This is a genomic window from Mesorhizobium sp. PL10 (assembly GCF_053714315.1).
On record NZ_JBSKBR010000014.1, the window covers coordinates 20,492 to 34,478 of the forward strand.

15 protein-coding genes are annotated in these 13,987 nt (G+C 59.8%); 4 read left to right on the top strand and 11 right to left on the bottom strand.

Annotation, left to right across the window (positions count from 1 at the left end; translation table 11 throughout):
- Window positions 1-69: 69 nt before the first annotated feature.
- The gene (locus ACWGTO_RS21840; protein ID WP_454576879.1) at window positions 70-1,479 is read right to left on the bottom strand and encodes an ATP-binding protein; all 1,410 of its coding nucleotides are present in this window, start codon (window positions 1,477-1,479) and stop codon (window positions 70-72) included.
- A 209-nt stretch (window positions 1,480-1,688) separates the two neighbouring features.
- On the opposite strand from ACWGTO_RS21840, the gene ACWGTO_RS21845 reads away from it, so the two are divergent.
- A complete protein-coding gene (locus ACWGTO_RS21845; protein WP_454576880.1) occupies window positions 1,689-1,925 on the top strand; it encodes a hypothetical protein in 237 nt (78 codons plus the stop codon).
- 131 nt (window positions 1,926-2,056) lie between these two features.
- Window positions 2,057-2,596 carry a hypothetical protein gene (locus ACWGTO_RS21850; protein WP_454576881.1) on the top strand — a complete coding sequence of 180 codons (540 nt, stop codon included), beginning with the start codon at window positions 2,057-2,059 and terminating at the stop codon, window positions 2,594-2,596.
- A gap of 21 nt (window positions 2,597-2,617) precedes the next feature.
- On the opposite strand, the gene ACWGTO_RS21855 is transcribed toward ACWGTO_RS21850, so the two are convergent.
- The 10 genes from ACWGTO_RS21855 to ACWGTO_RS21900 all read right to left on the bottom strand — a co-directional run bounded on the left by ACWGTO_RS21855 (window position 2,618) and on the right by ACWGTO_RS21900 (window position 10,813).
- Window positions 2,618-3,211, bottom strand: a complete 594-nt coding sequence (locus ACWGTO_RS21855) for a hypothetical protein (RefSeq protein ID WP_454576882.1) — start codon at window positions 3,209-3,211, stop codon at window positions 2,618-2,620.
- Window positions 3,208-3,807 carry a L,D-transpeptidase gene (locus ACWGTO_RS21860; RefSeq protein ID WP_454576883.1) on the bottom strand — a complete coding sequence of 200 codons (600 nt, stop codon included), beginning with the start codon at window positions 3,805-3,807 and terminating at the stop codon, window positions 3,208-3,210. Before ACWGTO_RS21860 ends, ACWGTO_RS21855 begins: the two co-directional genes overlap by 4 nt.
- Window positions 3,791-4,954, bottom strand: a complete 1,164-nt coding sequence (locus ACWGTO_RS21865) for an AAA family ATPase (protein WP_454576884.1) — start codon at window positions 4,952-4,954, stop codon at window positions 3,791-3,793. The genes ACWGTO_RS21860 and ACWGTO_RS21865 overlap by 17 nt, the downstream gene beginning before the upstream one ends.
- Window positions 4,951-5,586 carry a TadE/TadG family type IV pilus assembly protein gene (locus ACWGTO_RS21870; RefSeq protein WP_454576885.1) on the bottom strand — a complete coding sequence of 212 codons (636 nt, stop codon included), beginning with the start codon at window positions 5,584-5,586 and terminating at the stop codon, window positions 4,951-4,953. The genes ACWGTO_RS21865 and ACWGTO_RS21870 overlap by 4 nt, the downstream gene beginning before the upstream one ends.
- Window positions 5,580-6,071, bottom strand: a complete 492-nt coding sequence (locus tag ACWGTO_RS21875) for a TadE/TadG family type IV pilus assembly protein (RefSeq protein ID WP_454576886.1) — start codon at window positions 6,069-6,071, stop codon at window positions 5,580-5,582. The genes ACWGTO_RS21870 and ACWGTO_RS21875 overlap by 7 nt, the downstream gene beginning before the upstream one ends.
- 6 nt (window positions 6,072-6,077) lie before the next feature.
- Complete coding sequence (locus ACWGTO_RS21880; protein WP_454576887.1) at window positions 6,078-7,613, bottom strand: TadE/TadG family type IV pilus assembly protein; 1,536 nt, start codon at window positions 7,611-7,613, stop codon at window positions 6,078-6,080.
- A 71-nt stretch (window positions 7,614-7,684) separates the two neighbouring features.
- Window positions 7,685-7,978 carry a hypothetical protein gene (locus ACWGTO_RS21885; protein ID WP_454576888.1) on the bottom strand — a complete coding sequence of 98 codons (294 nt, stop codon included), beginning with the start codon at window positions 7,976-7,978 and terminating at the stop codon, window positions 7,685-7,687.
- Complete coding sequence (locus ACWGTO_RS21890; protein WP_454576889.1) at window positions 7,965-9,410, bottom strand: type II and III secretion system protein family protein; 1,446 nt, start codon at window positions 9,408-9,410, stop codon at window positions 7,965-7,967. The genes ACWGTO_RS21885 and ACWGTO_RS21890 overlap by 14 nt, the downstream gene beginning before the upstream one ends.
- 44 nt (window positions 9,411-9,454) lie before the next feature.
- Complete coding sequence (gene cpaB, locus ACWGTO_RS21895; protein ID WP_454576890.1) at window positions 9,455-10,495, bottom strand: Flp pilus assembly protein CpaB; 1,041 nt, start codon at window positions 10,493-10,495, stop codon at window positions 9,455-9,457.
- Window positions 10,496-10,591: 96 nt separating this feature from the next.
- Window positions 10,592-10,813: a Flp family type IVb pilin gene (locus tag ACWGTO_RS21900; protein ID WP_454576891.1), complete on the bottom strand. Its 222-nt coding sequence runs from the start codon at window positions 10,811-10,813 to the stop codon at window positions 10,592-10,594.
- Window positions 10,814-11,607: 794 nt separating this feature from the next.
- Between ACWGTO_RS21900 and ACWGTO_RS21905 the strand changes: the two genes are divergently transcribed.
- A complete protein-coding gene (locus ACWGTO_RS21905) occupies window positions 11,608-12,468 on the top strand; it encodes a phosphatase PAP2 family protein (protein ID WP_454576892.1) in 861 nt (286 codons plus the stop codon).
- A 94-nt stretch (window positions 12,469-12,562) separates the two neighbouring features.
- On the top strand, window positions 12,563-13,945 hold the full coding sequence (locus tag ACWGTO_RS21910; protein WP_454576893.1) for a CpaF family protein: 1,383 nt from the start codon (window positions 12,563-12,565) through the stop codon (window positions 13,943-13,945).
- Window positions 13,946-13,987 lie beyond the last annotated feature (42 nt).

Genomic DNA, 13,987 nt, shown 5'->3' on the forward strand with positions numbered 1-13,987 from the left:
TGACCATGATTTCATGACGGGCGGATGAAGGCGGTTTTGGCCAGGCCCGCCTTCGGGATCATGCTCTGATCAGGCAGGCACCTTGATCACGGCCCGCAGGCCGCCGAGAGGGCTGTCATCCAGCATGATGTCGCCGCCATGGCTGCGGGCAATGTCACGGGCGATGGAGAGCCCAAGGCCGGTGCCGCTGGCGTCGAGGTTGCGCGCCTCGTCGAGCCGCACGAACGGCTTGAACACGTCCTCGCGCTTTTCCAGCGGAATGCCCGGACCGTCATCATCGATGGTGACAACGAGCGAGCCGCGGCCGTGATCGGCGCTGATCTCCACCGTCTTGGCATAGCGCAAGGCATTGCCGGCGACGTTGGACAACAGCCGGGCGAAAGCGTGCGGGCGCACATGCACGTCCGGGTCGCCGGCGAGCGTGGTCGACAGCTTGCGCTTGTGCAGCGACGCCTCCTCGCCGAGCTTCTGGAAATAGGCCTCAAGATCGAAATGGCCGGCGTCTTCCGACGCTTCGCCGCGGGCAAAGGCGATATAGCCCTCCAGCATTGACTGCATGTCGTCAATGTCCTGGTTGAGCGCCGCCTTGGTCTCGGGCTTGCCGCCGGCCAGCGCCAGCTGCAGCTTGAAGCGCGTGAGGATGGTTCTGAGATCGTGGCTGACGCCGGTCAGCATGGCGGTGCGTTGTTCGAGCTGGCGTTCGATGCGCTCGCGCATCTGGATGAAGGCAAAGCCGGCGCGGCGAACCTCCTCGGCGCCGCGCGGGCGGAAGTCACGCGGCATCGGACGGCCCTTGCCGAAGCTTTCGGCGGCCTCGGCCAGAGACAGGATCGGCCGGATCTGGTTGCGCAGGAAGGGAATGGCGATGGTCAGCAGCACCAGCGAGGTGCCGACCATCCAGATCAGGAAGATGTGGGTGTTGGAAGCGTAGGCCTGGCTGCGGCGGACGAAGACGCGCAGCACCTTGCCCTCGAGCTGGATGCGGACCTCGACGATGTTGGAATTGCCGACGGTGTCGATCCAGAACGGGCGGTTGATCTGGCGCGTGATCTCGCTCGAGAGGACGTCGTCCAGGATCGAGAAGAAGGGCTTCGGACCGGGCGCCGGCAGCGGGTCGGGCGGAAGCAAGTCGACCTTCAGCTGCATGCGGTCCTGCGCGATGCGGATGATGTTGGCGTAGTCGCCATCGTGCGGATAGGTCTCGATCATGTCGATGATGGCGGCAATGTCGCGCACGGTGGCTTGCGACAGGCGCTGCGTCACGGTTGCCCAGTGGCGTTCCATGAAGTCAAAGGCGACGACCGACTGCAGAAGGATCATTGGCGCGATGACGATGATCAGCGAGCGGGCATAGAGCCGCTTTGGCATATAGAGCGCGACCAGCCGCCAGAACCGGTTCCAGGCGCGCGGCATGGCTTTCAGCGCGCGCGATAAGCGCGCGCCAAAGCCGTTCGGCCGTTCCAGTTGCGTGGTCGCCATGTGTCCTTCCGCTGGTCGCTCGTCGATGGCACTCGTCTATGGCCAAACGGCGACCGTCGCAGGCATTCTATTCCACGCTGAGCGGTTCTGGAACAGCCGTGGCATGGCGGCGGATGACCGGAGGGCGCAGAAGCGCAAGAATCGTGATCAAGCGTACACCCGCGCGTCGCGACGTTGGAACCACTTCGCGGATTGGGCGTTGCGAGCGGATGATCAGACGATTCGCCTACGCCCTTATCTTCGTCCAGGTGTCCATGGCGACCGCGCTGGCTACACAGGTCTTCCTGTCGACCACCGAGCAAGACCTTAAGTCGGAACGCTGGCTCGCACTGGCGTCGGGCGGAAACGAGGGATGCGCCAAGGCGACGTGGCCCAATATTCCGGAACGATGTCTGCAACGAGTCGAGCCGAAAGTGGTGACGCTCGTGCTCAGCCAAAACAACTGATGGCGAATGGCTCTTTCGACTTGCAGGCCGCAATTTCGCGGCTGGCCGCGCTGCCGCGGGACCAGCAACGCTCCGTTAAGCCTCGCGTAATCTCTGCGCTCTATCTTGAATGCCAGATTGTCGAGGGTGACATGAAGCGCAAGTCGATAATGCTCTTTGCCTTCCCAGCTCTGATCCTGCTGATCCTGGCTGGGGAACGTATGGCGGCCTTGTTGCTGGGAGCCTATCCGGCCAGTCCCACAATGTGGCGGATCTGGCTGGAACTAAGGCCGCTGTCGACGATGTTCTGGCAACAGATCGATCTCTTTCTGGGGGCGTCGATGGTTCTCGATGCCTCCATCCTGGCCGCCCTGTCGATCGTTTGCTGGATGGCGTGCCGCACAAGAAAGTCGGCTGCCTTCTTCTTCATTGCAAATCACGTCGCCCTGCTTTTTGCCGGTTTGATGATCGCCGTCGCCAGCCATTCCGAAACAGCAAGCACGATCGCTTCGTTCACGGTATCCGGGGGTCTTCCATTCTCACTGATGGTCGATTTCACCTTGAAGAACAGCCTTGTGCTGTTTCTGGGTGTAATAGCATGCGCCTATTGTCATGTTGCCTTCCTCAGCGAAAGCCGACAGCGCTCAGAAGCGCTGGCCGTGAGGCTTGTTGCTCTGCAGCGGGATCTCTAGGGCCGCGCCACGTTTCAAGCGCTAGTTGATCTTTCTGTAGTAAACCTTGCCGTCGGCCTGTTGTATGCGCTGGTAGTTGGGGCTTGGGGCAGGCGCTGCAGCCGCGATCCTGTTTTTCGGCGGGCGCGGCGCATCGACAACGCTGGGCTCGGTCGGACCTTCACCGTCGAGAACGGCGGGTGCCTCCGCCATGCTGCTGGTCGTGTCGACGGAGGGTTCCTCTGCGCTCGACATGACGTCGTCACGCGCAAGAGGCTGGCTCTGTTCCAGCCGGGCTATGCTCCTGTTGATTTCACCAAAGCTGCTCTGCAGTTGACTGTCGAGTTTTTCAAATCGGCTCTGAAAACCGTTGTTGACCGTGTCCAGCCGGCTCCCGATTCGTTGTTCGAACGTCCCGAGTTGTTGCAGGCGCCCTTCCAGAACGCGCATATCGCTGATGCCGCGGTAGAGATAAACCGCGGCTATTATGTTCACCAGGGTGAGCAGGGACGTGCCGATGATGACCGCGCCGATAATGCTTTTGTCGTTCGGTTTCCCAACGACAGCCTGCTCTTCAATGCGGGCTGCTGTCCCAATCTCGATTGCCGGCATGTCCGGTTCGCTGATCATCGTCATTGAACCACCACCTTTGCGCCGATCGCGACGCGCTTGAAGAGATCGATCACATCGGTGTTGGTAAGGCGAAAACACCCCGATGTTCCGTCGAAGCCAACCCCCGAGGGATCGTTGGTACCGTGTATCCGATAGAGCGTGTCACGCCCGTCCCGAAGCAGATAGAGCGCCCTGGCGCCGAGTGGATTGTAGGGGCCGGCAGGCACCATTTGCGGCAGCTCCGGCTGGCGGGCGCGCATTTCGCGGGGCGGGCGCCATTCCGGCCATTCGGTCTTGGCCCCCACCTTGACGACCCCGGTCCAGCCAAATCCGTCCCGTCCGACGCTGATCTGATAGCGAAGCGCCTGGCCTTGTCGGGTCACCAGATAAAGCGCTTTCTCGCCCTTGCGGATAACGATCGTTCCGGGCTGTTCCGTGGTCTCGAAGGCGACAGTCTTGCGCAGGCTGGGGCCCATTGCCGGCAGCGGCGGCCGATCTGAAAGTGCCGATCGCGCGCTGGCGAAGCCCTGGACGGACATTGCCAGCGCCATGCCCATGACGCAGGCCAATCCCGGGCCAATCCGATACCCACTTGGCCGATACCTATTTGGCAGCGTCATCAAGCCGCTCTTTGAACATCCGCTTCAGGTCCTTGTTGAAGCGCGCACGCCCATCCACCTCGGCAGGCAGGATAGCACGGTTCAACGCATCGGCCAGAAGCGCATTGTCCAGCGCGACCGATTTGATGTGCGGCGCCTTGAAAATCTTTTCCAGCTCGCTGCGCGAAAAGTGGTTCCCGAACCATTTGCGCTTGTGCTTGTTGGCGACCAGCGTGATGCTTACTGCATTGCCACGCAATTCACGGATCTTCTTGTAGAGCCGCTTGCCTTGCCGCAGCGAGGCGACGTTGAGTTCGAAGACGATGAAGATCTCATCGCTCGTCGACAGCACGGAATTGTGCCAGCGCGTTTCGATGTTCGGCAGGTCGATGACGATGTCGTCGAACCGGTAGGCGACGAGGTCAAGCAGCCGAAACACGAAATCGGCGCCCTGCGGCTCGAAAGGCAATTGCGGCCTCTCGAAGGAATAGAGCGTCAGCCCGGACGGACGCGACAGCTTGATGACATCCATCAGCTCGACGTCGAGCCTCTCCGGCTGGCCGATGATGCCGCCGAGGTCGAACTGGTTGAACTGGTTGAGATAGGCGCCGCAATTGGCACTCTGGAAATCGAGGTCGACCAGGCAGGTGGAAGCCCCGCGTTCTGTCGATTTCGACGCCAGATGCTCTGCCGCCGACAAAGCGAGCGTCGTCGCGCCGGCGCCGCCGCTGGCGCTGATGAAGGTGATGATGCGGCTTTTCGTTCCCTGGTTGCCGGTGTCGTGGAAAGTCACCGCGTTCAGCAGTTCCTTGCCGTCGAGCGGCTTGTGCAGCCAGTCCGAAGCGTTCATGCGCACCAGCACGCGCGTCTGCTCCGACGACAGCTCGTCGGAGACCGCGATCAGCGGCACGGTCGCCCAGAGGGCGCGCGCTTCGACGATGTCCGGCCGGCCGAGCAACCCGCCATTGCCAAGGTCGAGGATGACGATGCCGGGGCGCGTGTCGGCCGGCGGACCCCTAAGGAAGTCGCCGGTCTCGGAAACCCTGACGTCGTAGATTGCCAGCGCATCGAGCCGCGTCGCCACATCGCGCTTGAAATTCGGATCCGACGAGAACAGCGCCACCTGCTTTCGCTTGGTCGGTGTCACCTTGGTGTTGATGGCATTCATGGCCAGGTGCTCTTCATGTCTTCGCCCGTAACCGTGCTCAGCATGGAGGGCATGGTGATGTTTCCGAATCCGAGCAGTCCGGCCAGGAAGAAAAACTGAAAGGGATGGTTGGTGATGCTGACCGTGATGGTCGGCACCGGCCCGCTGGGACGCGTCCAATAGCCGAGGCCGGAAGCCTGATATTGTATCTGTACCTCTGACTTCATTAAGGTTGGCAGGAACTTCTGCATTCCGGCCCGATTGCCGTTGCCGCTGAAAATGAAATCAAATGTGGCCTGGCTCACATTCAGGTTCTGGCACGTAGCGCCTGCACCACAAGTGCAAGACACGGTTCCAGCGGCATTGGCCGTGCAGATATAGTTGTAGGTGTTTGCAGGCACTGCGGTGCCGACCTTGGTGACATCGCTCTGCGTCAACGTCTCAAGTACAAGCCCGCTGGCAACAGGGGCAGAAATCTGCGCCAGTCTTGCGCCGGCCTGCACGGCTTTGTTCCCGGCGTTCCACTGGAAAAAGGCGTAGCCGAAGTCGACGAAACCGAGCAGGAGCGTCAGCAGCAATGGCAGAGCGATGGCCATTTCGACCATTGTAGCGCCCGACTGCTCGGCGCAGAACCTTCGGTTTTGCATCACCATCCGAAGACACGCTCCTGATGCGATACGTTGATGTTGAGGGTTCCAAGGCCCAGATAATCCCAGAACACGATGCCGTTGTATGGCAACTCGGTGCTGACCTGCACGACAACAACGGTGCCGGTGCTACTCAAGTAGAGTTCGGTGCCACTGCCATCGACCGCAGCGGTGGAAATAGCCTTGGTGATCGAGACTTTATCCGGGGTCCATCCCGGAACTCTTGCGCTGCCGTTTGTAACGGCACCATTCGCCGCAAGGTTTTGTGCCCGGCCCTGGCAAGTAGCCCAGTCGCTGCTGCAGCGCGCCATATAGCGGGCTGCGTCTTCGACGCCCGCTTCAAGGAGCAGGCGCGTGTTCAGAACGTTGGAGAACTCGAACACGCCGGCCGACAACAGCAATACGAGTGGTATGGTGATCGCGACTTCCACCAAGGCGGCGCCATTTTCGTCGCCTTTGAACCGCCGGATGATTTTGCCGAACCTAGTCATGTCGCCCTACCGATACAACTGGGCTTCATTGCGGAATGCTTTGTCTACAAGCGTGTTGTTTGCAAACCCGCCATCGACATCGACGATCTCCAGGCTGATTGCCTTCTCTTTACCAGTACCCTCAGGGTCGTCCTCATCCTTGGGGTCATCCTTTTGGATGGGGCTTATCAGGAAAACACTCGCATAGCCGTCCGGTTTGACTTGGGTATGCCCGTTGAGCTTAGCCTGGTTCGCTTTGCAATCGATGATGGCCATGTTCATCAGACGCCGGCTCGGGTCTGCCTTGGTCAGGTCGCCTTTGAAGCACGAAGGCGTTCCCTTTTCCTTGGACGGGGCCGGCGATTGGTCTTTGACCTTATCGTTGGCAATTTCGTAGTTGTAGACATCGTATCGCGATGCCGGCTTGGTCATATCTCCGGTCGGGTTCGTCAAGCTTTTGACCGCCGAGCCGGGATAGGCCGTGCCGTGGTTTATGCTCCAGTAGGAATTCCAGAAGGTGTTCGAGCTGATGGGGGAACTCATGCCTTTGGAATTGTCGAAAGGAGTTCCCGGCGGCAGCGCCATCGCGGACGGCGGCGGACCATCGGTCGCGACATCGTATTTGTTGCAATTGCTGGTCTTGCTGGCACCCTTGCGCACGTTGCTCGCTGGGCGATAGCCGAGGTCTTTGTTGTTCTTCAAGGATCCCTGGTAGAGATCGAACCGCACATTGATCCCGGTGTTGACCTGGCCGAAGGTGACGCCAGTTTTGGACGTGAGCGCGGTGCGGCTGTAGCAGGTGCCAGCTGTCCCTCTAGCCATGCCCTCCTGTACCGAAGTCAGGCCGTTGTCGAGAAGACCGAAATTGCCGGGGCCAGGATTGCTGTCGACCTTGAGGATGCGAAACTCGCGGCTGTAGGTATCGCCCGATGCAAAGGCTTGCTGGATGGTCTTGCTGGTCAACGGATCGGCAGTCTCGAACGGGTTGCACATGAAGATCGGCACGGTTTCGCAGATCGACTGAACGAACCCGGCCACTGCCTGTGGCTGGATGTCCATGGTGTTGGCGCTGCCAAGCATGCTTGCCGGAAAGATCGTCGCAAATGCGCCGGCACCATCCGCCAAACCGGACGCATTCACCGTCACTAAGGAGAACTGCACCGCTTTCGGGTCGGTGCTTGACCAATCATGGCCAGTGGAGTCGACGCCATCAGCAGTCAAAGTGATGTCGTCGCTGGCGGGTATTCCGGTCAGATATTTAACGGTCACATCAGCCGTGGAGAGTGTGTGATCGTCGGCGGTTGAAAACTTGGTTTTGTTGGCGAGAAGCGTTGTCTTCGCCAACTCGGCTCGGGTGATGGAGTCCGATCTGCCGTCCAGCTCCGCCGCAGTGGCAAGCGCTAGCGCATCAATGCCCTTTTGCAGGTCGTTGTGGAGCCCGTTGAGCCGGGCCATATCGATCGCCAGCACGGAAAAACCGATCAGAACCGGAAACATTATCGCCACGAAGATCATCGCTACGCCGCGTTGATCATTCCAGAACGCACGAATGGCCCCCAACATGACCTTACTCTCTCTCACCTTGCGCCAGGCCCCCTCGCATGCCCGGCGCCCTCCGCATCCTTCCGTTCAGTTCACTGCGCTGTCACACCCGAGTTGCCGACATTGACCGTTATAGGCGGCGGCGCCGGCGGCGGAGGTGGATGTTTGTAGTTCTCGGCAACATTGGCGGCGCGCGTGCCGTCACCTTCGATCTTCGTGTTCTTTGAAGCCGGGTTGAGCGGGTCGACCGTCTGCAGCAGCGAATTGAACTTTTGCGTGTCGCCGGCGGCCAAGGTCACCGAATCGTAGTTGTTCAGATAGTCCGCGGCGCAGCCCGACAGCGCAGCGGCGCTCAGGATGAGGATCAGGGCGCTATTTCTTGACATAGAGCATCTTGTCCTTCGATTTGAAGTCGAGCATGTGGCCGTAGGGGCCGGTGACGCCGTCGCCCGTTTCATATTTTCGGATCATATCCTTGTTCACCTCGAGCTGCCCGAGGATAAAGAACTCCGGGTCGTTGGCAGGCCGCGTCTTGTCGAACGGTGTCGCCAGTTGCTCGCCGGGCTTAACCGGCCGCACGACATGCGGCGTGACGATGACCACCAGTTCGGTTTCTTCCTTCTGGTTGCTCGAATTGCGAAACAGCGTCCCGATAATCGGCACCTGGCCGAGCCACGGCACCTGGTTCTGAAGCTTGGTGGTTTTGCTCGACAGAAGCCCGCCGACGGCGAAGCTCTGGCCGTCGCGCAACTCGACCACTGTCGCCAGCTTGCGGTTGGTGAAGATCGGGTCGCCGGCAGTGGTGAAACCGGTGAGGTCACTCACTTCCGGCGCCAGCTTCATATGGATCTTGCCGTCGTCGAGCACGATCGGCGTGAACGTAAGGTTGACGCCGAATTGCTTGAAATCGATCTGGACTAGGCCATCCGTGCCGATGCTGCGGATAGGCACTTCGCCGCCGGCGTTGAAGCTGGCCGGCTCGCCGGACAAGGTGGTGAGATTGGGTTCAGCCAGCGTGCGCACGACGCCCTTGGCCTCGAGCGCTTCGATGATCAGGTCGACCTTGATGTTGCTGTCGATGACGCGGGTGATCAGCGCCGCGAAGGGATTGGTGTTCGAAAGCAGGCCGGTGAGCAGGTTCCCCGGTCCCAGCACCACACCATCTTCGTCGACGGCCGCATCGCCCGTGCCTGTACGGGTAGTACCGCTGCCATTTGTGCTCTTGATAGAAACGCCGAGATCGCGCCCAGCATTGCGCTTGGCCTCAAGCACGCGGACTTCAAGATTCACCTGCTGGCTGTCGTCGACGATAACGGAATTGATGATCGCGTCGGGGCCATACTGCTGTACCACTTCCAGGATCGACGCCAGCGTGGCGCCATCCTTGACATGACCGCCGAGCCTGACCTTGCCGTTGATCGAACCGATTTCGATGCGCGCCCTGGGCGCGACCTGACGGATCGCCTGCGCCATGTCGCTGACGTCGACGCCGACTTCGATTTGGATGACGCCTAGCGAGCGCTTCTCAGGCGAGAATAGATTGACCGTGGTGGTACCGGCGCTCTTGCCGATGACATAGAGCGTGCGATCGGTCATCGGCTGGGCATCGGCGATCTTCTCGTCGCCGACGACAATATCGCCGAGATTGGCGCTTACCTGGAGCGTCACCGACTGTGACATCGGCAGGAAGACGCGATGGACGCTCGGGTTCGACACGTCGATGAAGCGGTCGGCTGCTCCAGCCCCAAGGCTCGACGTCAGCAGCGCAGCCAAACAACACAGCGCGGCCGCTGCAACCCTCATCCGAAACCCCTGCATCCCCATCTCCCCAACTGCTGCCGCCGACGCTTCGCCGCGCCCCCTTATGGTTGTCGCGGCACGTCATAGGATTCGAGCTTCACGCCCCGAAACACGCCCACTGTAACATTCTTCGGCGGCGCCGGCTCCAAATACTTGACAACTTCCTTGACGACTTCTTTCGATGCGGGTGCCGTCACCACGGCCGGAATCGGCTTGACCTTGCTCAACTCGTCGAGCTGATTTCCCACCCTGTCCACGGCCTTTTCCAATCCGGCGATCTTGTCATCCGCGCGCTGGCGTTCGGCGGCGGCTGCAGCGTCGGCCGCGGCCTGTTTATCCAGTTCGGCCTGCCTCCTTGCGACATCGTCCGGCGTCTCGCCATTCAGGTCGGAAAGCGTGACGCGTTCGGTCGTTTCACCCTTGTTGGCGGCAGCCTGGCGTAGTGCGAGAGACAGTTGCCCCGCGCCGGCGGCCAGCGTCAGTTTCTGAGCGTCCTTTGTGCTCGCTTCGAGCGTCACCGACTTAACCACCGTCGGGTTGTCCTTGCTCACGTCAGCGACCTGGTCGACGGCGAGTACCTTCATGCTCTGCAGCAGAACGTCGACAAAACTCTTGTCGACACCGTCATCGCCGCGCACCGAGCGCGTCAACAACACATCAACCCGGTCGCCCGGGAAGACGAAGCCGGCGACTCCCAGCACGTCGTTGACGCGGATGGATACGGCTTTCATCCCTTCCCCGAGCACCGCCGAAAGCGTGGCACGCTGGCCAGGGCCGGTGATCTTGCTGGCCAGAACGGGTTCGTTTGCGCTGATCGCCTGCAGCGCCTGCCTTGTGCCTTCGCCGGCCAGGGCATCCTTGGTCGTCTTGAACGCGCCTGCGGGTATTGCGCCCGCCGGCCAGGGAATTTCGCGCAGCTTATCTGCGCTGAGTGTATCGCCGAACTTCAACGGCACTGCCGCTACCACGACCGTATCGCGCTGGATACCATTCGACTGTGCCATCGCATTGCGCTGGCCGGCCAGCCAGATGTTCGCAAGCACGACCGCCAGCACGCCGAACACGCCGGCGAGAATAATCATGATGAGTGTATTGGCGCGCATCTTCCCACCCCAAATCGCCCCCCAAGGGCGATGCTAGTTTTCGTGATGCAGAAAGCCTGGGTCGGGACCGAGCGGTCCCGACCCAAGAGTTTATGGTTACGGTGTGCAATCGCCGCCGGCGCCGCCAGCCGCCGTGACACCCTTGGTGTTAAGGTTGGCGCACAGGCCGGTGAACTGATCGCCAACCCAACCGCCGATAGCCAGGATTGCCAGCAGCGACGCCGCAGCGATGATGCCGACAAGGATGGAATATTCAACCATGGCAGCGCCGTTTTCGTCGTCGCGGAACTGCCGGGTCATCGTCATGAGCTTCTTCATGATAATTTCTCCCTTTGGAGGTTTGAACCCGACGAGACAGAGCCAAGGATGAAATCCATACCCAAGCATCCCCCGTCATCTCAATCCTAGGTCCCGCTAAAAAGCAGAGTCAAACGGATTAACAGTTCCTTAACCTTCCAATACCTGGCTCAAGGCCGAGATGATTTTTACAACAGCTTGATTCGATTAATTTTTTCAAGCTCCTTAACCATTCGTTCACAATTTGGCCACACATCCGAATTCGGTATCGCATAATTAGTTATTATGCATAATCCTTTATATATAAGGGCTTACCGAGGGGGCATCGACCCGGCCTAGTGCATTACAACCGTTCATGTTCCGTGAGCGACCGGTCGATTGCCGGGTCGTGGCGTGTCGCCAAATAAAAACGATTTTTTTGCGCTTTTTGTTAACTATGCCGTAAGTAATGGCTGCTCGCGGCCTGGCTCGGCGCTTGTGCCATGCGTGGTTAACAGTTAGTTTCCGTGTCACGAATTAGCGGGGGCTAAGACATCGTGGTGGGCCGGTCGGCAATGGGTGGGGAGCAGGTGGTCATGCAGGTGTCGCATCATGGATGCGACGTGACTGCTGATCTGCCTCACGCTAGGTCCACGGGAAGTTCGGAGGATAAATCAACTCAAGGCAGAGCGGCCAGTTTTCGGGGCCGTCAGCTCACTGCGTTTGTTTTGGCCTTGCTCGCAGGGCTCGCTGCTGCAGTTTTGATCTGGTACCCGTTTTCGACCGTAAGCGTAGAGCCGGTTCTTTGGCGTCGGACTGCGATCTCGGCAATGCCTATGGTCCTGCTGTGGGTTGCGCTTGGCGCGATGCGTTACCAACTTCGCAAAACTCCCTTTCGCTATCGCGACATGTTGAGCGATGTCGCAAGCAGGCTCCAGAATCTGATCGTGACATTGAGCGTAATCACTCTCTTCTCGATCGAAATTTTGTTGTTGTCCTATTTGGCAACCGCAACCAGCCGTCCTTTGATGGACGTATATTTGGCGGCGGGCGACGCTGCCCTGGGCTTCGATTGGGTGGCATATGTCGGGCGGCTGAATGAACATCCTTGGATCGTGCCGGTACTTTCGTCCGCCTATTTCAGCCTGAAGGTTCAGTTTCTGCTGTTGCCAGCCATCCTTGCCTTGACCGCCCGCTCGGGCCGGCTAAAGGAATTCGCCGCGCATTTTGGGCTGGCCGGTTGTTTGACCTGCTTGATCATGATGGTGGTGCCGGCGGCGGGGACTTTCGATTTCTACCATCCTTCGCCGGATCTTTTGAGTTCTTTTGGTTCCGATGCCTCACCGCGGCACCTTGAACAGCTCCACGCACTTCGGATGTTGAAGCCGTTTCTGATCCGGTATCCGGAGGGTCTTGTGACCTTCCCGTCGTTCCACTCTGTACTGGCTGCGATATTTGCCTATTCCGTGCGAGGCATTCGTTACGTGGCGCCCCCGGTCTATCTGTTGAACGCCATCCTGATACTCGCCGCGCTGCCAGAGGGCGGTCACTACCTTGTCGATATTCTTGCGGGATTCGCGGTCGCCGCCGTCTCGATTCAAGCGGTCCATTTGATTGCCAAACTCGAGACTCTGCAACAAACGGGTTACGAAGATGCGCAATCATCGGAGCAGCAGCCGGAGGCCAGACAGGCGTGATCACGACCTTACTTACCTATGGAATGAACCGCTTTGCGAACTCCTTGTGGCCAGTGAATAGTATCAGTTCAGCGGCATTGGGGACTTACGGAAGATGTTAGGTCGTTTCATAAAGGGACCGAGTGAGACGCGGGCGCCGCAGGAGCCGGCGCCCGTAGCGGTGATGCCCAGCGTTCCGTCTCCAGCGACGGTGGTCGCCGAGGGCGCGGACGCTTTCCTGACGCTCAAGGTCGAGCTTCATCGCCACCTGATCGATCGGTTCAATCTGACCGCTCTTGAAAGCGCTTCCAAGGACGAGATCCTGAATGAGATCCGGCCGATCGTTCGCGAGTTCGTTCGCCTTAGAAACGTGCCGCTGAATGCCCGCGAACTCGATCAACTGACCAGCGACACGGCTGACGAGATGCTAGGGCTCGGGCCGATCGAGCCGTTGCTCAAGGACGATTCCATTACCGATATCCTGATCAACACCCACAAGCGCGTCTTTATCGAACGGCGTGGCTTGGTTGAAGAGACGGCAATCCGGTTTCGTGACGAGGCGCATCTGCTGCGCATCATCAACAAGATCGTCTCCGCCATCGGCCGCCGCGTCGATGAATCGTCGCCGATGGTCGACGCGCGGCTGGAGGATGGCTCGCGCGTCAACATCGCCGTGCGGCCTATCTCGGTTGACGGCCCATTGGTGTCGATCCGCAAATTCTCGAAGAATCCTTATTCGCTTGAACGCCTGATGGCGCTCAACTCGATCAAGCAGCCGATGATCGACCTGTTGCAGATCGCCGTGCAGGCGCGCAAATCGATCCTGGTGTCAGGCGGCACCGGCAGCGGCAAGACGACCTTGCTCAATGCGCTGTCGAGCTACATCCCGTCCAGGGAGCGCCTGATCACCATCGAGGATGCGGCGGAACTGCAACTGCAGCAGCCGCATGTCGGCCGGCTGGAGACACGCCCGCCCAGTGTCGAGGGGAAAGGCGAGGTTCGCCAGCGCGAGCTGGTCAAGAACGCTCTGCGCATGCGCCCCGATCGCATCATCGTCGGCGAGGTGCGCGGCGAGGAAGCCTTCGACATGCTGCAGGCGATGAACACCGGCCATGAAGGCTCGATGACCACCATCCATGCCAACACACCGCGCGATGGGATCTCGCGCTTGGAGCAGATGGTTGGCATGGCCGGAATGCCGATGACGCACGAGTCCATCCGGGCGCAAATTGCTTCGGCCATCGACATCATCGTGCAGACACAGAGACTGTCGGACGGCGGCAGGCGCGTGACATCAATCTCGGAAATCACTGGGATGGAGGGCAATGTCGTGCAACTGCAGGAAATCTATCATTTCATCCGGCGCGATGTCGCTGCCGACGGTACGATCATCGGCGAATTTAGGGCCACCGGTGTTAGGCCCCGATTTGCGGCGGAAGCGGCAACGCTAGGGCATTATTTCAGCAAGGACGCCTTCAATCCGCAGGTTGCGCTCTGATGCCGTCCGGCCAGACATTGCTCTATTTTATATACGTCCTTG